This is a genomic window from Streptomyces sp. NPDC046870 (assembly GCF_040704595.1).
GTDB classification, from domain to species: Bacteria; Actinomycetota; Actinomycetes; order Streptomycetales; family Streptomycetaceae; genus Streptomyces; species Streptomyces argyrophylli.
In genome coordinates this window covers 40697-57890 of the sequence record NZ_JBEYXM010000019.1, presented here as the reverse complement: position 1 = coordinate 57890, position 17194 = coordinate 40697, and the positions used below count along the sequence as shown (strand labels likewise).

The 17194-nt window shown below is 76.0% G+C and carries 14 protein-coding genes and 1 pseudogene; 7 read left to right on the top strand and 8 right to left on the bottom strand.

Annotation, left to right across the window (positions count from 1 at the left end; all coding sequences use genetic code 11):
- The first annotated feature begins 52 nt into the window (after positions 1–52).
- On the top strand, positions 53–340 hold the full coding sequence (locus AB0946_RS30475; RefSeq protein ID WP_366763880.1) for a YkvA family protein: 288 nt from the start codon (positions 53–55) through the stop codon (positions 338–340).
- 50 nt (positions 341–390) lie between these two features.
- On the top strand, positions 391–1095 hold the full coding sequence (locus AB0946_RS30470; RefSeq protein WP_366763879.1) for a 2-phosphosulfolactate phosphatase: 705 nt from the start codon (positions 391–393) through the stop codon (positions 1093–1095).
- Positions 1096–1157: 62 nt separating this feature from the next.
- On the opposite strand, the gene AB0946_RS30465 is transcribed toward AB0946_RS30470, so the two are convergent.
- Positions 1158–2360, bottom strand: coding sequence for a hypothetical protein (locus AB0946_RS30465; RefSeq protein ID WP_366763878.1), 1203 nt, complete (start codon positions 2358–2360; stop codon positions 1158–1160).
- 383 nt (positions 2361–2743) lie between these two features.
- Between AB0946_RS30465 and AB0946_RS30460 the strand changes: the two genes are divergently transcribed.
- Positions 2744–5251 carry a SpoIIE family protein phosphatase gene (locus tag AB0946_RS30460; RefSeq protein WP_366763877.1) on the top strand — a complete coding sequence of 836 codons (2508 nt, stop codon included), beginning with the start codon at positions 2744–2746 and terminating at the stop codon, positions 5249–5251.
- Between the two features lie 99 nt (positions 5252–5350).
- A complete protein-coding gene (locus tag AB0946_RS30455; protein WP_366763876.1) occupies positions 5351–8092 on the top strand; it encodes a SpoIIE family protein phosphatase in 2742 nt (913 codons plus the stop codon).
- A gap of 181 nt (positions 8093–8273) precedes the next feature.
- Here AB0946_RS30455 and AB0946_RS30450 read toward each other — a convergent pair whose 3' ends face one another.
- The 3 genes and pseudogenes from AB0946_RS30450 to AB0946_RS30440 form a co-directional block, all read right to left on the bottom strand.
- Positions 8274–8510 carry a hypothetical protein gene (locus tag AB0946_RS30450; protein ID WP_366763875.1) on the bottom strand — a complete coding sequence of 79 codons (237 nt, stop codon included), beginning with the start codon at positions 8508–8510 and terminating at the stop codon, positions 8274–8276.
- Between the two features lie 98 nt (positions 8511–8608).
- Positions 8609–8897: pseudogene (locus AB0946_RS30445) on the bottom strand (FG-GAP repeat protein); the annotation flags it as partial.
- Between the two features lie 59 nt (positions 8898–8956).
- Positions 8957–10795: a glycoside hydrolase family 15 protein gene (locus tag AB0946_RS30440; protein ID WP_366763874.1), complete on the bottom strand. Its 1839-nt coding sequence runs from the start codon at positions 10793–10795 to the stop codon at positions 8957–8959.
- 220 nt (positions 10796–11015) lie between these two features.
- Between AB0946_RS30440 and AB0946_RS30435 the strand changes: the two genes are divergently transcribed.
- Positions 11016–11222, top strand: coding sequence for a hypothetical protein (locus AB0946_RS30435; RefSeq protein WP_171150396.1), 207 nt, complete (start codon positions 11016–11018; stop codon positions 11220–11222).
- A 109-nt stretch (positions 11223–11331) separates the two neighbouring features.
- On the opposite strand, the gene AB0946_RS30430 is transcribed toward AB0946_RS30435, so the two are convergent.
- From AB0946_RS30430 to AB0946_RS30415, 4 genes are all read right to left on the bottom strand, one after another.
- The gene (locus AB0946_RS30430; RefSeq protein WP_366763873.1) at positions 11332–11820 is read right to left on the bottom strand and encodes a DUF5709 domain-containing protein; all 489 of its coding nucleotides are present in this window, start codon (positions 11818–11820) and stop codon (positions 11332–11334) included.
- A gap of 150 nt (positions 11821–11970) precedes the next feature.
- Positions 11971–12825 carry a proteasome subunit beta gene (prcB, locus tag AB0946_RS30425; protein WP_366763872.1) on the bottom strand — a complete coding sequence of 285 codons (855 nt, stop codon included), beginning with the start codon at positions 12823–12825 and terminating at the stop codon, positions 11971–11973.
- 72 nt (positions 12826–12897) lie between these two features.
- Complete coding sequence (locus AB0946_RS30420) at positions 12898–13845, bottom strand: lysylphosphatidylglycerol synthase domain-containing protein (protein WP_366763871.1); 948 nt, start codon at positions 13843–13845, stop codon at positions 12898–12900.
- Positions 13842–15527, bottom strand: a complete 1686-nt coding sequence (locus tag AB0946_RS30415) for a hypothetical protein (protein WP_366763870.1) — start codon at positions 15525–15527, stop codon at positions 13842–13844. The genes AB0946_RS30420 and AB0946_RS30415 overlap by 4 nt, the downstream gene beginning before the upstream one ends.
- 173 nt (positions 15528–15700) lie before the next feature.
- Here AB0946_RS30415 and AB0946_RS30410 point away from each other — a divergent pair, with 173 nt between their 5' ends.
- Positions 15701–16084 carry a BlaI/MecI/CopY family transcriptional regulator gene (locus tag AB0946_RS30410; protein WP_366763869.1) on the top strand — a complete coding sequence of 128 codons (384 nt, stop codon included), beginning with the start codon at positions 15701–15703 and terminating at the stop codon, positions 16082–16084.
- 24 nt (positions 16085–16108) lie between these two features.
- Complete coding sequence (locus tag AB0946_RS30405) at positions 16109–17002, top strand: M56 family metallopeptidase (protein WP_366763868.1); 894 nt, start codon at positions 16109–16111, stop codon at positions 17000–17002.
- Positions 17003–17194: the final 192 nt, after the last annotated feature.

Here is a 17194-nt window from a genome sequence, read left to right as displayed (position 1 = left end):
TACACGGACGGTCGTACGCTTCACAGGCGCCCCACTCCCGCAAGGAGCCGCGATGGACATGCCCACGACCCTGCTGGTACTCGCCGCCGCGGTCGCGGTGGTGCTGCTCGCCGTCGCGGTCGGTCTGCTCGTGCGGCTGGTGCGGGCGCGCCGGACGCTGCGGCGGGCGGGGCTGCCGACAGGGCCCCGTTGGGTGTTCTGGGGCGCGGTCGCGTATCTGGTGCTGCCCACCGACCTGCTGCCCGACCCGGTCTACCTGGACGACATCGGCGTCCTCCTCCTCGCCCTGCGCAGCCTGCGCGCCGCCCGGCCGCTGCCGCCGGGGACGACCGAGCCCTGACCGGCCGGGCGTGGTGTACCGCACCCCGGGTGGTGCCGCACCATGGGGCGATGCGACCCGTGTTCACCGGCATACCCGGTGCCCCGACGGCTCCCGGCGTGGCCGTGGTCGTCGACGTGATGCGCGCGTTCACCGTGGCCGCCTGGGCGTTCCGGCGCGGCGCCGAGCGGATCGTCTTCGCCCGCACGCGGCGGGAGGCGCTGGCGCTGAAGGCCCGTCACCCGGACTGGCTCGCCTGCCAGGACGGGGCGCCGTCGCCGGGGTTCGACCTGGTCAACTCGCCCGCGCGGCTGCGTGCGCTGGACCTGCGGGGCCGTACGGTCGTCCAGAAGACCACCGCCGGGACGGCCGGGGCGCTGGCCGTGGCGGACGCCGGACTGCTGCTGTGCGCGAGTTTCGCGGTGGCGGGGGCGACCGCCAAGGCACTGCGACGGGTACGGGCGCAGGCGGTGACCTTCGTGGTCACGGGGGACGGCGGACGGGCCGAGGAGGACCTGGCCTGCGCGCAGTACATCGTGGAACGCGTGCGGACGGACGACGCCGACGCGGGCCCCTACCTGGCGCGGGCCCGGCGCTCCACCGCCGCCGCACGGCTGGCCGACGGTGCGCGCAGCGGGTGGGCCGGTGTCGACCCCGAGGACGTGGCTCTGTGCCTGGAGACGGACACGTTCCCCTCGGCGATGGCGGCCGCCCGGGAGGACGGCCACCTGGTGCTGTGCCCCTGGGCACCCGCCGAGGCGGCCGCCCTCGCCTGAGCGGCCCCGGCGGCAGCGGTCCGGACACGCTCCCGGCAGCGGGCCCGGCCCCCTGGACGGACTCAACCGGCTTCGGCGGGCTGGGCCCTGCCCGTCGTCAGGGCCGTGAGCAGGACCGCCAGTGCGCCGAGTGCCGCTGCCGCGGCCGTCGGGCCGGCCAGCCACGACGGTGCGAGGGTCGCCGCGCGCAGCCGGGCCGGGTCCGGCAGGTTGAACCGTCCGCCGAGCACGTGTCCGGCGGCGAGCACCGCCGTGACGCCGACCGCGGCCGTCGCCGCCACGAGCCGGGCCGGCGCCGCCCGGGCGGTGAGGGCGAGCGCCAGCAGGCCGCACAGCGCCGAGGCGAGCAGGGTGGCTCCGAGGGCGCCGTGGGACAGCCCGGTCCAGTAGCGCGGGGCGTGCGCCGTCCCGCACAGGAACACCAGCGACGCGGCGCACCGCGTGGCCCACACGCTTGCCGTCGGCGACCGGTCGTCCCCGGACCGTTCCGCGGCGGCCTGCCGTCTTCCCGCCCGCCCTTCCGCACCGGACCGCGGCGCCCTCGGGCGCCCTTCGACCAGGATGCGCCGGGTCCTCACCGGCGCCGCGTCGGCCGGCCGGACCGCCGGCGCCGGCTCTTCCGCCACGGAGCACTGCGTCTGCGCCGGTTCCTCCGGGGCCGACCACCCCACCTCCCACACGACCGCCGGTACCACGGCGGCGGACACCGACGGCTCCTCGGCCTGCCCGGCCTCCCGTTCCGCCGCGAGCCGGCCGATCAGCTCGGCGAGCTCCTCCACGGGCCGGTGCACCGCCACCGCCCGCACGGCGGCTTCCGCGCAGTGGGAGGGTTCCCCCGGGCCGCGGTGCAGCAACTGCACCAGCCGGGAGACGTCCTCCAGAGGGCGGCGCTGAGCTGCGGCCCGGATCGCCTCGTCGGCGCTGTCGCTGTCCCGGGGCGGTTCGGTCAGCAGCGTCACCAGCCGGGTGACGTCCTCCACCGACCGTTCGACCGCGACCGCGCGCAGCACGTCGGAGGTCGTCCGGGCCGGCTCGGGCGAGCTCTCCAGCAGCGTGACGAGCCGGACCACGTCCTCCACGGGGCGGTCGGCGACGGCCGCGTGGACCAGGCTGCGCAGGGGGTCGCCGTGCGGGGGTTCCTCCGGGGGAAGCGGCCGTGCCGCGGGCGTGAGCGGGTCCGGGGACGAGGTGGGGGCGCCGGGGGCAGCCGGTGCCGTGGGTATCACCGAGTCGTCGGGACGAGGGGATGAGGAACAGGTCGTCATCTCGGCTCCAGGAGAAGGGTGCGACCGCACCCGCGCCCCGTCTGCGGTCGCCGCGTCACGGAGTCCATTACTAGGAGCGGGCACGGCAGGCCGCCACTCGGGCGGGGCACTGGTGTGAGCCGCCCGTCCCCCGGCCCCGCGCCCGCTGCGGCCGGGCCCGCCCCCCGCCGCAGTCCCTGCAAGGCCCGCCCACCGGACCCTGATCCACACCCGCCCTGCCCGCGCCCACCCCCGGCCGACCGGCACCGCGCCACGCGCGAGCCCCCGCCGCACCCGCACCGCGCCCCGCCCTTCTCCCACCCCGCCCAGGTGCGTTCCGCGCGTCTGGTGGCGCATTCTTGCTGTGTCATCCACCCGGAGCCGCACGGGACGAGGTGGGGCCGATGGCCGGGAGCGACGAGCAGGCGGTCCGTACGCGGGCCCGGCTGACCGCGCTGCTGGCGGACGTCTCGACCAGCGCCCTCACCTCGGCCGGCGGCCGGGTGGCGGGCGTTTACCTGCGCTCGCGCGCCCCGGGCCTGCTGCGTCTGGCGGTGCTCACGGGGCTGCCCGGTCCGCTGTTCAGGTCCTGGTGGCGGCTGCACGTGAGCCGGCCGTTCCCGGTCGCCGACGCCTACCGGCTCGGCGTCCACGTGGTCCTGCCGAACGCCACGGAGACCATGCGCCGGTATCCGCAGTTCGCGGCCGGCCTGCCCTTCCCCTTCGGGTCGGTGCACGTTCCGGTACCGGGCGGCACCGGGCCGCTGGGGGTGCTCACGGTCCTGCACCCGGCGGTGACGGACACCGTGGACGACCTGCTCGACCGGGAACTGCTCGGCCGGCTGGCCGAGGGCCTGGGCACCGAACTGCTCGGCCTGGCCGACGGGGACGAGAGCGCGATCACCTGGGACGGCGAGCCGCTGTGCGTACGGCCGCCCGCGAGCCGGCCCGCCCGGGCCGCCGTGGGACGTTTCAGCTGGGACCCGTCGACCTCCCTGGTCCGTGCGGACGACCGGTTGCACGCGCTGCTCGGGCTGCGCCCCGGCGAGTTCGCGGGCACGATGACGGAACTCGCGAACGCCGTGGCCCCCGCCGACGCCCACCGGGTGCTGGCCGCGCTGCGCGACACCGCCGCCGGGAAACCCCCGAGCGCGCCGCTGAGCCTGCGGGCCCACGACGGCACACCACGGCTGCTGGACCTGTGGCCGGTTTCCGCGGACCGGGCCGGCACGGCGGTCCACGGGGTGGTGTTCGAACCCGGTACGGCCGCCTCCGCCGACGGCGCGGCCGACCTGCTGCCGGAGGGCGTGTTGTGCGTGGACCGGCTGGGGCTGATCGTGTACGTCAACCCGGCGGCGGCCCGGCTCACGGGCCGGGCGCGGGAGCGGCTGCTGGGGCGGGCACTGTGGGACGCGCTGCCCTGGCTGACCGGGCCGCCGTACGACGACCACCTGCGCGGGGCCCTGCTCTGCCCCGAGCCGGTGCACTTCCACGTCCGGCGGCCGGCCGACGAACGGGACGGGCCCGGGGAGGGCGACTGGCTGGCGGTGTCGGTGCACCCCGGCACGGACCTGCTGACCTGCGTGCTCGTCCCGGCCAGCCGGGTGGACGCCGCGAGCGGGCCGGTGCCCGAGGTCCAGGACGCGGAGCACACGGTGGCGGGCGCCCACGCGATGGCGCCGCTGTACCGGCCGATCGCGCTGGCCATCGCGCTGACCGACGCGGTGACCGCCCGGCAGGTGTCGGCGGTGGTCATGCAGGAGCTGCTGCCCGCGTTCGGCGGCCGGCGGCTGGCCATCTACCTGCTCCAGGACCGGCATCTGTACCTGGCCTGGGAGACGGGGTTCCCGCAGGGGTTCCTCGCCCCGTTCGAGGGCATCGGCCTCGACGCGCACGTGCCCGGTGTGGAGACCCTGACCACCGGCCGGCCACTGTTCTTCGAGTCCATGGGGCAGCTCGCGGCGGCCTATCCGGGCCTCGCCCTCGACGCGCAGGTGGGTTCGCGTGCCTTCCTGCCGCTGATCGCCTCCGGCAGGCCGGTGGGCTCCTGCATCCTCGGCTTCGACCGCGAGCGCGGGTTCAGCACGGAGGAACGCGCGGTCCTCACCGCGCTCGCCGGGCTGATCGCGCACGCGATGGAGCGGGCGCGGCGCTACGACGACGAGGCGGCCCTCGCCCGCGGCCTGCAGCAGGCCCTGCTGCCCCGGCGGCTGTCGACGCATCCGCGGGTCGAGACCGTGGGCCGGTACCTGCCGGGGACCCAGGGCATGGACGTGGGCGGTGACTGGTACGACGTGGTGGAGGCCGGGGACGGGCTCGCGCTGGTCATCGGCGACGTGCAGGGGCACGGGGTGCAGGCGGCCGCCACGATGGGGCAGCTCCGCAGCGCGGTGCGCGCGTTCGCGCTGGGCGACCGGCCGCCGGACGAGGTGCTGTGCGGCACCAACCACCTGCTGATCGACCTGGACCCCGGCCAGTTCGCCAGCTGCTGCTACCTGCGCCTGGACCCCGCCACCGGCCGGGCCCGGATCGCCCGGGCGGGCCATCCGCCGCCGCTGCTGCGCTGTCCGGACGGCCGGACCCGGCTGCTGGACGTCGCCGGGGGTGTCGTCCTCGGGGTGGATCCGCACGCCCGGTACCCGGTGACCGAGCTGTGGCTGGAGCCCGACGCGATCCTCGCCCTGTACACCGACGGCCTGGTGGAGCGGCCCGGCGCCGACATCGACGACGGCATCGCGGCGCTGCGGCGGGCGCTCGCCCAGGCAGGTGCCGGTGCCGGCCGGGGCGGCGGGCGGTCCCTGTCCGGGGTCGCCGACCGGCTGACGGCCACCGCCCGGCACGCCACCGACCGCCCCGACGACGTGGCCCTCCTGCTGGCCGCCCGCCGCCCGCCACCCGGCACCGGCCGGTGAACGGCCACCGCGCCCGCCCGGACCCGGCCCGGCGCCGGGCTGCCGTGGCCCCGGGTGATGGTCTCGCCTGACGGCGCCGGGCAGTGTAGACATGGGCACATGGTGCGACTGTCCGGACGGCCCGTGAGCCGGCCGCCCCGACCTTTCGGGTACCCGCGCGCACCGCACAGCCCGCCACCGGCGGACCGCGGCGCGGGCGGCGGCCGGCCGGGGGTCCTCCGGGCGGCGGTGACCGGGCGCAGCGTGGCCGGGCAGGTCTTCGTCCTGCAAGTGGTGATCGTGCTGCTTCTGGTCGTCTCGGCGGTGGTGGCCCAGGTGCTCCAGGTACGGCACGACAGCGACACCGAGGCGAGCAACCGTTCCCTCGCCGTGGCCCAGGCGTTCGCCAACGCGCCCGGTACGGCCGCCGCCCTGCGCTCCCCGGATCCCACGGCCGTGCTCCAGCCGCGCGCGGAGGCGGCCCGCAAGGCGACCGGCGTGGACTTCATCGTCGTGATGAACACCGACGGCATCCGCTACACCCATCCGCAGCCCGACCGCATCGGCAGGAAGTTCGTCGGCACCATCGCCCCGGCCGTGGCCGGCGGCACGGTCACCGAGCACATCACCGGCACCATCGGGCCGCTGGTGCAGGTCGTGGTGCCGGTGAAGGACTCCGGCGGCCAGGTGGTGGGCCTGGTGGCGGCCGGGATCACCACCGCGCACGTGGGCGGGGCCGCGGACCAGCAGCTTCCGCTGCTGCTCGCCGCCGCGGCCGCCGCGCTCGCGCTGGCGACCGCGGGCACGGCCCTGGTGAGCAGACGGCTGCTGCGCCAGACGCACGGCCTCGGTCCGTACGAGATGACGCGGATGTACGAGCACCACGACGCGGTGCTGCACGCGGTCCGGGAGGGCGTGCTGATCGTCGGCGGTGACGGCAGGCTGCTGCTCGCCAACGACGAGGCCCACCGCCTGCTGGACCTGCCGGCGGACGCCGAGCGGCGGCATGTGCTGGAGCTGGGCCTGGACGACGAGACGGCGGGGCTGCTGGCCTCGGGGCGGGTCGCCACGGACGAGGTGCACCTGGTCAAGGACCGGCTGCTGGCGGTCAACCAGCGGCCCACGGACCTGCGCGGCGGTCCGCCGGGCAGCGTCACCACGCTGCGCGACTCCACCGAGCTGCGCGCCCTGTCGGGCCGCGCCGAGGTGGCGCGGGAGCGGCTGAACATGCTGTACGAGGCCGGGGTGGGCATCGGCACCAGCCTGGACGTGACCCGGACCGCCGAGGAGCTGGCGGAGCTTGCGGTGCCCCGGTTCGCGGACTTCGCGACGGTGGACCTGTTCGACGCGGTGCTGGGCGGGGAGGAGCCGCGCCCGGGAACGGCGCTGCGCCGCACGGCCTGCGCGGGCATCCGCAAGGAGACCCCGCTGTATCCGCTCGGCGAGCGGATCCGGTTCGTGACCACCTCGCCGCAGGCGCGCGCCCTGACGACCGGGCAGTCGGTCGTGGTGCCGCGGCTGCGCGACGAACCCGGCTGGCGGGCGCAGGACCTGGAGCGCACCGGCCAGGTGCTGGCGTTCGGCATCCACTCGCTGATCACGGTGCCGCTGCGGGCGGGCAGTCTGGTGCTGGGCGTGGCGAACTTCTGGCGTGCGGAGAAGCCGCAGCCGTTCGACGCCGAGGAGCTGGCCCTCGCGGAGGAGCTGGTGGCGCGGGCGGCGGTGTCGATCGACAACGCCCGCCGGTACACCCGTGAGCACAGCATGGCGGTCACCCTCCAGCGCAGTCTGCTGCCGCGCACCCTGCCCGAACAGGGCGCCCTGGACCTCGCCTACCGCTATCTGCCGGCCCAGTCGGGGGTGGGCGGCGACTGGTTCGACGTGCTGCCGCTGTCCGGTGCCCGGGTGGCCCTCGTCGTCGGGGACGTCGTGGGGCACGGGCTGCACGCGGCGGCGACGATGGGCCGGCTGCGTACGGCCGTGCACAACTTCTCCTCGCTGGACCTGCCGCCGGACGAACTGCTGAGCCTGCTGGACGAGCTGGTCGGCCGGCTCGACCAGGACGACGAGACATCGGTGACGGGCGCGTCCGTGGTGACGGGCGCGACCTGTCTGTACGCGATCTACGATCCGGTGTCCCGGCTGTGCACCATGGCCCGGGCCGGTCATCCGCCGCCCGCGCTGGTGCGGCCGGACGGCGGCGTGGAGTTCCTGGACGTGCCCGCGGGACCGCCGCTGGGCCTGGGCGGGCTGCCGTTCGAGACGGCCGAGCTGGAACTGCCGGAGGGCAGCCGGCTGGTGCTGTACACCGACGGTCTGGTGGAGGACCGGGAGCGGGACATCGACGAGGGGCTGGGCCTGCTGCGTGACGCGCTGCTGCGCACGCCGGGCGCCTCCCCGGAGGACACCTGCCGTACCGTGCTGGACCGGCTGCCGGCCCGGCCGAGCGACGACGTGGCGCTGATCGTCGCCCGCACCCGGGTGCTGGGCGACGACCGGGTCGCACAGTGGCAGGTGCCGTCGGACCCGGCGGCCGTGTCGGAGGTGCGGGGCTCGGTGACCCGGCGGCTGGCCGACTGGGGCCTGGACGAGCTGGCGTTCACGACGGAGCTGATCCTGAGCGAGCTGGTCACCAACGCCATCCGCTACGGGCGCGCCCCGATCGGGGTACGGCTGCTGCGCGAGCGCACGCTGATCTGCGAGGTGTCCGACCGCAGCACGACCTCGCCGCACCTGCGGTACGCGGCGAGCACCGACGAGGGCGGCCGGGGCCTGTTCCTGGTCGCCCAGCTCGCCGGGCGGTGGGGCACCCGGTACACCCCGAACGGCAAGGTGATCTGGGCCGAGCAGCCGCTTCCGTGAGCGTCCGGGGTGCGGGGTGCGCTCGCCCGGCCCCGGGGACGGCGGCGGCCCGGCGGACGGCCACACGGAGTCCGCCGCGTTCGCCACGGCCGTGGAGGGCACGTGGCTGCGCGGCGAACGGGCGCGTGTGCGGTCCGCCGGGCCGGTCCCGGGTTCCCGGTTCGCCGGAGGCGAGCGGCGCTCAGCCGCCGTCGAGCCGCGAGCGCAGCAGCTGCTTGCCCAGCTCGGCGCCCTTGCGGCTGTCGGACTGTGCCTTGCGGAAGAGCTCCACGACCTCGTTGTCCTTGTCGCGCTCCGCGTCCTGGATGTACTGCTCCAGGCGCAGGGCGTTGCTCAGGCACGCCTCGACGTACCAGATGAGGTTGTAGTCCTTGTCGCGGGTGCCGGTGACGTCGCCGGACTCGCTGGTGCTGGTCATCCGGGGTCTCCTCCTTCTGTCGACCCTGTGCCGATTCCGCTTGCCGCCGCGCCGGGTACCCGTGCGCCCTGCGGGCACACCGGCGGATCGGGCCGTCCCTACTCGTCGATCACGGCGCCGAAGCGGGCACCGTGGGCGGTGCCGCCGAGCCCGGCGGCACCGTAGGACCAGGAGCCGTCGGCCAGCAGCCCGCCGCCGCTCGCGGGCAGCAGCCACACCGCGCCGTCACCCGCGTTCTCGCCGGGCGCGGCGGCCACCAGCTCGGCGCGGCCGTCGCCGTCGGTGTCGGCGAGCCGCACCTGGGCGCCCCAGGCGTCATCGGCCTCCGGTGCGCGAGCCGGGCAGCAGCCAGAGGGCGCCGGCGTCGGCGACGGTGCCGATGTCCTCGCGCACGGTCTGTGACACGTCGGTGACAGACGTGGTCCGGCCGGGACGTGCGGGCGGTCTCAGCCGAGGGCACGGTCCAGGTTGAACGCGGCGCTGATGAGGGACAGATGGGTGAACGCCTGGGGGAAGTTGCCCTGTTGCTCGCCGGTGCGGCCGATCTCCTCGGCGTACAGGCCGAGGTGGTTGGCGTAGGTGAGCATCTTCTCGAAGGCCAGCCGGGCGTCGTCGAGCCGGCCGGCCCGGACGAGTGCCTCGACGTACCAGAACGAGCAGATGGAGAAGGTGCCCTCGTCGCCGCGGAGTCCGTCGGGGCTGGCCTGCGGGTCGTAGCGGTAGACGAGCGAGTCGGAGACGAGGTCCTCGGTGAGGGCGTCCAGGGTGGACAGCCACTTGGGGTCGGTGGGGGCGATGAACTTGGCGAGGGGCATCATCAGCAGGGACGCGTCCAGGACGTCGCCGCCCTCGTACTGCACGAAGGCGTTCCGGTGCTGCGACCAGCCGCGTTCCATGATCCGCCGGTAGATGGTGTCGCGGGCCTGGCGCCAGCGGCGGTGGTCGGCGGGCAGTCCGCGGTGGGTGGCCAGGCGGATGGCCCGCTCGATGGCGACCCAGCACATCAGCCGCGAGTACGTGAAGTCCTTGCGCCCGCCGCGGGTCTCCCACACGCCCTCGTCGGGCTGGTCCCAGTGGTCGCACACCCAGTGCACCAGGCCGCACACGTCGTCCCACTGATCGCTGGAGATGGGCTGGGCCCACTTGTCGTAGAGGTAGATGGAGTCGATCAGGGCGCCGTAGATGTCGAGCTGGAGCTGGCCGACGGCGGCGTTGCCGACCCGGACCGGGGCGGAGCCCAGGTGGCCCTCCAGGTGCGGCAGTTCGCGTTCGGGCAGCTCGGTGCGGCCGTCGATGCCGTACATGATCTGCAGCGGGTCGGAGCCGTCACCGCAGCCGGGGCTGATGTGCGTGGTCAGGAACCGCATGAACGCCTCGGCCTCGCCGGCGAAGCCGAGCCGCAGCAGCGCGTAGACGGCGAAGGCGGCGTCGCGCACCCACACGTACCGGTAGTCCCAGTTGCGCTCGCCGCCCAGCTGCTCGGGCAGGCTGGTGGTGGGTGCGGCGACGATGGCGCCGGTGGGGGCGTAGGTGAGGAGCTTCAGGGTGAGCGCGGAGCGGTGCACCATCTCGCGCCAGCGGCCCCGGTAGCGGGACTGGTGCAGCCACCGCCGCCAGTAGGCGACCGTCGCGTTGAACTGGTGCTCCGCCTCTTCGTGGGCGCAGCCGCGCGGGGACACCTCGCCGTCGACCTGGTCGAGGGCGAACACGGCGGACTCGCCCTCGCCGAGCTTGAAGTCGGCGCGCGCGTCCCGCCCGTCGCACTCCAGGGCGACGGTCGAGGTGAGCGACAGCGACTGGGCCGGCGACTCGAACACCACCATGCCGTCCAGGGGGCGCAGGGTGTGCCCGGCGGCGCCGTAGTCGAAGCGGGGGGCGACCAGCGTCCGGAAGGGGACGGTGCCGCGGACGCACACCACGCGCCGGATCAGCCGGTGCCGTCCCGCGTCCCCGGGCTTCTCGCCGGTGATCGGCATGAAGTCCTGCACCTCGCCGACGCCGTCCTCGGTGAAGAACCGCGTGATCAGCACGTTGGTGTCGGGGAAGTAGAACTGCTTGGTGCGTGCCTGGACGGCGGCGGCCAGCTCGAAGCGGCCGCCGCGCTCGGCGTCGAGGATTGCCGCGAAGACACTCGGGGAGTCGAAGGCCGGGCAGCAGTACCAGTCGATCGTGCCGTTGCTGCCGACCAGGGCCACCGTGCGCAGGTCGCCGATCAGTCCGTGCTCGGCGATGGGCAGGTAACGGTGGTCGCGGGGTCCGTTCCCGTGGAACGGCGATTCGGCCATCGGCGGCCTCCCGGTGAGCGGGGCGGTTCGGGCGGTATGCGCCTGTTGCGAGTGTTTTCCAGCTTAGGCGAGTGGTTCGCCGTGGTGTGGGCAGGTGGTCCTCACCCGCTCCCGAGGCGCTTCCGGATGCAGGGTGCGCCGGGGAGGGCAATGGTGAGAGTGTGCCCCGTTCGAGAGGCACCGGCACGGATGCGGTCATCCGGACCGAGGAGGAGGCATCATGTCGACATCCACACCCGAAGAGTCCCGTTCGTCGGACGACGTCTGCACCCCGGACGCCCTGCTCCACTCCGCGCCCGCCAGGGACGTCACCCCTGAGGACCTGGTGATGGCGGCGGGCAGGGACGTCACACCGAAGACGCTCGACTGGGCGCGTCGCAAGCTGGAGTCGGAGGGCACGGCGGCCATCGAGAAGCTGCTGCCCTAGGCGATCCGGGGAGCACAGGGACACGAACGGGGACCGGCCGGGCGCGCGCCCGGCCGGTGTCCTGTGCGCGGAGGGCGGCGGGGCCGGTGTGGTGCGCCGCCGCCACCGGTCACTCCGGCAGTTGCGTCTCGTCCGGTACGACGTGCATCGCCGCCTCCTCCGCCCCGGCCGCTCCGGCGTCGATGCCGACGTCCTCGGCGATCTCCTCCTTGGTGGTGTCGGCGTGGGCGCCCTCGTCCGGCGCGACCAGCCGGCCCGCGCGGGACGCGCCGGCCTCGGGGTCGACCGGCTCGCCCTCCCCGCCGGGCAGGTCGCCGATCTCGTCGCCGGCCGGCGGGGTCACGTCGGGGACCTCCTGGCCGAGCCGTTCGTCCAGGGTCTCCCCCTCGTGCTGCTCGGCGGCGGTGGTGCCGTGCTTGGTGACGCCGAGGGGTCGCTCGGGCGGGGAGTATCCCTCGTCGAGCATGTCGTCGTAGGAGCGCTCGCCGACCGCGTCCTGCAGGTCCAGGGGGCCGGCGTCCTCCTGTTCCTCGTTGCTGCCCGTGGGCTGGTAGACGTCGTCCGCCATGGGGGTCTGCTCGGACTGCTGGTCGCTCATGGTCGCCTCCTCCGGGTTCGCGGGCGGTCCTGGTCCGCGTTTCCCGTGACCGGATCATTAACCCCGCCGGCGCCCGGACGGTTCGGCCGGCGCAGTGCCCGGTGAGGCGACCGTCCCCCTCTCCCCGGAGGGACGGCGGCCCGGGGCCCGTCAGGGTGAGGCGTGCGGGCCGTCCGGGCGTCCGGCCCGCTGCCGGACCGTCTCGCGGCTCAGGTCCTCCGTCTCCGTCTGCGGCAGCCGCTCGAAGCCGTCCTCGGTGATGACCGAGACGACCGGGAAGATCCGGCGGCTCAGGTCCGGGCCGCCGGTGGCCGAGTCGTCGTCCGCCGCGTCGTACAGCGCCTGGAGTGCGGCGAGGGCCGCCTCCCGTCGGGACAGGTCCGGCCGGTACAGCTTCTTCAGCGCGCCCCGCGCGTACGGGGAGCCGCTGCCCTCGGCGTGGAAGTGCCGCTTCTCGTAGAGCCCGCCGGCCGCGTCGAAGCCGAAGATCCGGCCGCGTCCGCCCCCTGGCGCGGTGAGGTCGTAGCCGACGAGCAGCGGGACGACGACCAGGCCCTGCATGGCCTGGGCGAGGTTCTGCCGGATCATGGCCGCGAGACGGGTCGCCTTGGCGCCGAGGGTCATCGGTACGCCCTCGATCTTCTCGAAGTGGGTCAGCTCGACCTGGTAGAGCCGCACCATGTCGAGGGCGAGGCCGACGGTGCCGGCGAAGGCGACGGCCGTGTGGTCGTCGGCGGGGTGCACCTTCTCCAGGTCGCGCTGGGCGATGAGGTTGCCCATCGTGGCCCGGCGGTCCCCGGCGATCAGCACGCCGTCGCGGTAGGTGAGCGCGAGCACGGTGGTGCCGTGCGGGAACCGGTCCGCCGGCATCCGCACGCCGGGCGGTAACGGCGGGGCGGTGGGCAGCAGCCCGGGGCGGTGCGAGGTCAGGAACTCGGTGAAGGACGACGTCCCCGGTATGAAGAAGGCCTCGCTCGGCAGGCCCGCGCTGTCGTTGCCCGGCATGACTCCCCCTCCTGTGCCACACGGCGTACCCGAGTCCTACCTGAAGCCGGCGCGTGGGAAACTCCCCCGTGCTCACAGGGCCTTGCGGCGCACCAGCACCCCGAGCACCAGCAGGCCGGGAAGCAGCGGCAGCCACACGGTCAGCAGCCGGTAGCCGAGGACGGCGGACGCGGCGGCGGCTCCCGGGGTCCCGGCGGCGGTGAGGGCGAGACCGAGGGCGGCGTCCAGCGAGCCGAGGCCGCCCGGGGAGGGCAGCAGGGCGGCGGCGCTGCTCGCCGCGAGGTACAGCAGGGCCACCTGGAGCGGCGCCAGCGGCAGGCCGACGGCGCGGGTGACGGCGACCAGGACGAACGCGTGCAGCCCGGCGAAGGCCAGCGAGCCGCCCCACAGGGCGGCGGCCCGGGCCGGGCAGGCGTGCAGCGCGCGGACGTCGGCCACCACGCCGGCGAGCGCCCGTCGGCAGCGCGGCCACCAGGGCGTGGCGAGCGGGGCCGCCGCGAGGGCGAGGACACCCAGGACCACGGCGACCGCCGTCGGGGAGACGTGCGGGAGGCGCAGCAGCCCGGGACAGGCCGGGGCGAGCAGCGCGATCAGCGCCAGGCGGACGGCGGCGCCCGTGGCGGCCTTGACGGCGAGCGCGCCGGCCGAGCGGCCGGCCGGGAGCCCGCAGCGCGTCAGGAAGCGCAGGTTCACCGCGCCCGCGCCGAGCCCCGCGGGCAGCAGGTGGTTGGCGGCGGAGGCGGCGAACTGGGCGGCGACCAGCCGCGGCCCGGGCAGCCGGGGTACGACGGCCCCCTGCTGGGCGAGCGCGGAGGCCGCCCAGGTGCCGATGGCCGCGACGGCCCCGACCAGCAGCCAGCCCTGGTCGGCGACCGCCAGCCGGCCGGCGCCGCTCTCGACCGTGGGCCAGTGCCGGTGGAGCAGGTACAGCGCGGCGAGCAGCACGGCGAGACAGGCGCCCGCCTGCCAGCGGGCGCGCCGGCGGCCGAGGGAGGCGGTGAGCCCGGCCGGTGAGGTCATGAGGCGGCGCCCGGTACGACGTAGTAGAGCCGGACCGCGCCGACGGGGACGGACGGCCAGTCGCGGGCGTACCGGGGCGGCGCGGACCCGGCCGGCACGAGGGTGGCGACCGGGGTCCGCCGCGCGGTCCGGATGATGCCGTCCTCGGTGGTGTTGGCGTTGGGTCCGCTGGTCGCGGCGGAGGCGCAGCCGGCGGCGAAGCCGACGGGGATGGCCTCCTGTCCGGTGACCAGGCAGGGCGGGCGCACCCCGCGGCGTCGCATCTCGGCCGCGGTGCGCCCCCAGGCGTCGTGCGCGGCGGTGGCGGCGCCGACCACGTGCAGGAGGACGACGAGCTGTACGGCGAGATGGGTGGCGAGACCGGCACCGACCGCCACGAGGGCCAGGGGCCGCCGGGGCGGGCGGGGTGCGGGGCGGTGGTCGGGGGACGCGGTCGGGCACCGGGACGGGGACAGGACGGGACGCGGGTGGGGGGCCGGGTCCGGGGTCGGGCGGAGTGCCGGGGGTGCGTCGGGCCGGCGGGCCGGGTCCCGGGGCGAACGACGGTCCGGGCGCAGGGCCGGGCGCCGGCCGCCGGCGCCCGGGGCGGGCCGGTGGTCCGGGGGCTGGGCCCGGCGGGGGCCCGTGGCCAGGTGTGCCAGTGCGTCGGCGACCGGGATCGCGAGGAGGGCGTAGGCGGGGAGCAGGAAGCGGGGTGCCGCGTAGCCGATCAGGAACAGGTAGGGGAACGCGGCCGTCGCCGCGCAGGCCAGCGGCAGCACCGTGGCCGCCGGTCGCCGCCCGCGCCGGGCGACGACCAGCGCGAGGGCGGCCAGCGCGGGCAGCGTCCACCACCAGAGCGTGACCAGCGGGTGCGGCAGGGCGCCGGTGCACGGCCGGCACAGCGTGCGCCCGCCCAGGGCGCGCAGCTGGTCCACGACGGCGAAGTGCCAGCCGAGGCCGCCCTGGATCGCCGAGCCGTCGGACAGCCGGCGCGCCAGACCGCCGTAGCTCGTGTACGCCTCGGCCACCCACTCGGCGGCTCCGGCGGCGAGCCCGGCGAGGAGGACGAGCAGGGCCCGCCGGTTGCGGCGGGCCAGGCCGAGCGCGAGCAGCGGTGCGGTCGCCCAGACCGCGTCCACCGGCCGCATCCACGCCATCAGCGCCGCGCTCCCCGCCAGTCCCCACAGCGCGCTCCGGTCGGTGGGGGCGCGCAGGAAGCAGGCGACGGCGGCCAGGGCGGCGACGGCGACCCAGTAGTTGGGCATGGCCTGCGGGCCGTAGAACAGGGTGACCCAGAGGGACGCGAACAGGGCCCCGCCGAAGGCGAGGACCCGGACGGGGAACAGCCCGCGCCAGGCGCGCAGGGCCAGGAACAGGGCGAGGCCGGAGAGGAGGGCGAGGTAGGTCCGCAGCAGGGCCGTCGAGGACGACCACGCCGCCACGGGGGCGACCAGCAGGGAGACGCCCCGGGCGCGGGGGGCGCTGAAGAAGGAGGCGGGAGCGTGTCCGCTGACCTGGCTGACGTACACCGTCTCGTCCCAGCCGAGCCCCAGACCGGGGCGCACGAGAACCAGTTGGGCCAGGGTGAAGGCCGCGGCGACGGCCGCCGTCGGCCAGAGCGCGCGCCCGGAGCCGGCGGACGCGCGGCGCGTGTGCTCGCGGTTCGCCGCGTCGACTGTCGCGTGCGCACTGCCGGTCATGTCCACCCCTCCGTCCCCGTCCCCTACAGCCCGTAGGGCCCGCGGCCACCCTACGTCCTGTAGGGCCGGAGACGGGAGCAGGGGAAAACACGGACAAACTAACGCGAATCCCCTGACCGTGCCCGCAGGCAGGGCCATCCGGCCGACGGCCCTACGCGCTGTAAGGTTGGGGCATGGCTGGCACAAGGTCCCGCGGCAGGGCGGAGCGGCGCAGCGCCGGGGCGCTGGAGAGCGAGGTGCTGGCCGCCCTCTGGGCCACCGAGCGACCGCTGACGCCGGCGGAGATCCAGCACGAGATCGGCGGCGGGCTCGCGTACAACACGGTCCATACGATCCTCAAACGGCTCTACGACAAGGGGCTGGTGCTGCGGGACGCCGACGGGCGGCGCGGCGCGTACCGGCCGGCCAAGAACGCGGCCGAGCTGACCGCCGCGGCGATGCACGAGGCCCTGGACCGGGGGCCGGACCCGATCGCCGCGCTCCAGCAGTTCGTGACGGGGCTGAGCGCCGAGGAGGAGCGGGCGCTGCGCGAGCTGCTCGCCGGGGACGGCGCGTGAGGCCGGGCTCATGAGGTGCGGCGCATGACGTTCGACGTGTACGCCCCGCTGGCGCTGTCGCTGCTGCTGTCGGCTGTCGCTCCGGTGCTCGCGCGGCGGGCCGCGCCGGCGCTGGCCGCGCGCGTGCTGGCCTCGGCCGCCGTGCTGACGGCGGCCGCCACCGCCTGGTCGCTCCTGCTGCTGGCCGCCGCGCTGCTCGGGGACGCGCCGCCGGTGATCCGCGAGGCCCGCGAGGACGGGCACCCGCTGACCGACCCCGTGCCCACGGTGATCGGGCTCGCCGCCTGCCTGGCGCTGGCGGCCGTCGCCGTGCGCGTCCACCGGGCCGTGCGCGCCGAGCGGTGCACGCGGCGCGCGCTGCGGCGGCTCGGCGCGGGGCAGCCGGCGGACACCGAGCTGATCGTCGCCGCCTCGGAGGTGCCGCGGGCGTTCGCGATCCCGGGGCGGCCGGGCCGGATCCTGGTCACCTCCGCGATGCTGAGCGCGCTGGACCCCGCCGAGCGACGGGTGCTCCTCGCCCACGAACGGGCCCACCTCACGCACCGGCACGGGCTGTTGGTGTCGGCGGTCACGCTCGCGGCGGCGGCCGATCCGCTGCTGGAACCGGTGCGCGCGGCGGTCGCCTTCCTGGTGGAGCGGTGGGCCGACGAGCGGGCGGCGGCCGTCGTCGGGGACCGGCGGGTGACGGCGCGGGCGCTGGCCCGGGCCGCGCTCAGCGCGGGCCCGGCACGCGTGGGATGCGCCCTGCAGTTCACCGACCGGGCCGTCACCCGCCGGATCGCGGCCCTCCGGACGAGCCCGCCCCCGCGTCTGGCGTCCGCGGCCCTGGCCGTCCTCGCCCTCGGCACCCTCCCGGCCCTCCTCGCCGCGGACGCCACCGGCGACCTGCTGCACCTGCTGTCCGGCGCGCTCGGCTGAGGGCCACGAGCCCGGCACGACAGGGCCCTTCGCCCCTCGGCACCCCTGCCTGCCGCTGTCCGCCGCGCTCGACCGACGTCGCGAGCCGCCCATGGCAGCGTCCATCGCCCCGGGCGCCCCGGCAGGGCGGCGCCCGGCGTGCGCCTCGGTGCTCCGCGGTGCCCGGCACCGGGCCGCCGTCCGGTGACACGC

What these genes read in the sequence shown, in the direction of transcription:
- AB0946_RS30475 (WP_366763880.1), top strand. Translation starts at nt 53, where the DNA reads ATGGACATGCCCACGACCCTGCTGGTACTCGCCGCCGCGGTCGCGGTG.
- AB0946_RS30470 (WP_366763879.1), top strand. Translation starts at nt 391, where the DNA reads ATGCGACCCGTGTTCACCGGCATACCCGGTGCCCCGACGGCTCCCGGC.
- AB0946_RS30465 (WP_366763878.1), bottom strand. Translation starts at nt 2,360, where the DNA reads ATGACGACCTGTTCCTCATCCCCTCGTCCCGACGACTCGGTGATACCC.
- AB0946_RS30460 (WP_366763877.1), top strand. Translation starts at nt 2,744, where the DNA reads ATGGCCGGGAGCGACGAGCAGGCGGTCCGTACGCGGGCCCGGCTGACC.
- AB0946_RS30455 (WP_366763876.1), top strand. Translation starts at nt 5,351, where the DNA reads ATGGTGCGACTGTCCGGACGGCCCGTGAGCCGGCCGCCCCGACCTTTC.
- AB0946_RS30450 (WP_366763875.1), bottom strand. Translation starts at nt 8,510, where the DNA reads ATGACCAGCACCAGCGAGTCCGGCGACGTCACCGGCACCCGCGACAAG.
- AB0946_RS30440 (WP_366763874.1), bottom strand. Translation starts at nt 10,795, where the DNA reads ATGGCCGAATCGCCGTTCCACGGGAACGGACCCCGCGACCACCGTTAC.
- AB0946_RS30435 (WP_171150396.1), top strand. Translation starts at nt 11,016, where the DNA reads ATGTCGACATCCACACCCGAAGAGTCCCGTTCGTCGGACGACGTCTGC.
- AB0946_RS30430 (WP_366763873.1), bottom strand. Translation starts at nt 11,820, where the DNA reads ATGAGCGACCAGCAGTCCGAGCAGACCCCCATGGCGGACGACGTCTAC.
- prcB (WP_366763872.1), bottom strand. Translation starts at nt 12,825, where the DNA reads ATGCCGGGCAACGACAGCGCGGGCCTGCCGAGCGAGGCCTTCTTCATA.
- AB0946_RS30420 (WP_366763871.1), bottom strand. Translation starts at nt 13,845, where the DNA reads ATGACCTCACCGGCCGGGCTCACCGCCTCCCTCGGCCGCCGGCGCGCC.
- AB0946_RS30415 (WP_366763870.1), bottom strand. Translation starts at nt 15,527, where the DNA reads ATGACCGGCAGTGCGCACGCGACAGTCGACGCGGCGAACCGCGAGCAC.
- AB0946_RS30410 (WP_366763869.1), top strand. Translation starts at nt 15,701, where the DNA reads ATGGCTGGCACAAGGTCCCGCGGCAGGGCGGAGCGGCGCAGCGCCGGG.
- AB0946_RS30405 (WP_366763868.1), top strand. Translation starts at nt 16,109, where the DNA reads ATGACGTTCGACGTGTACGCCCCGCTGGCGCTGTCGCTGCTGCTGTCG.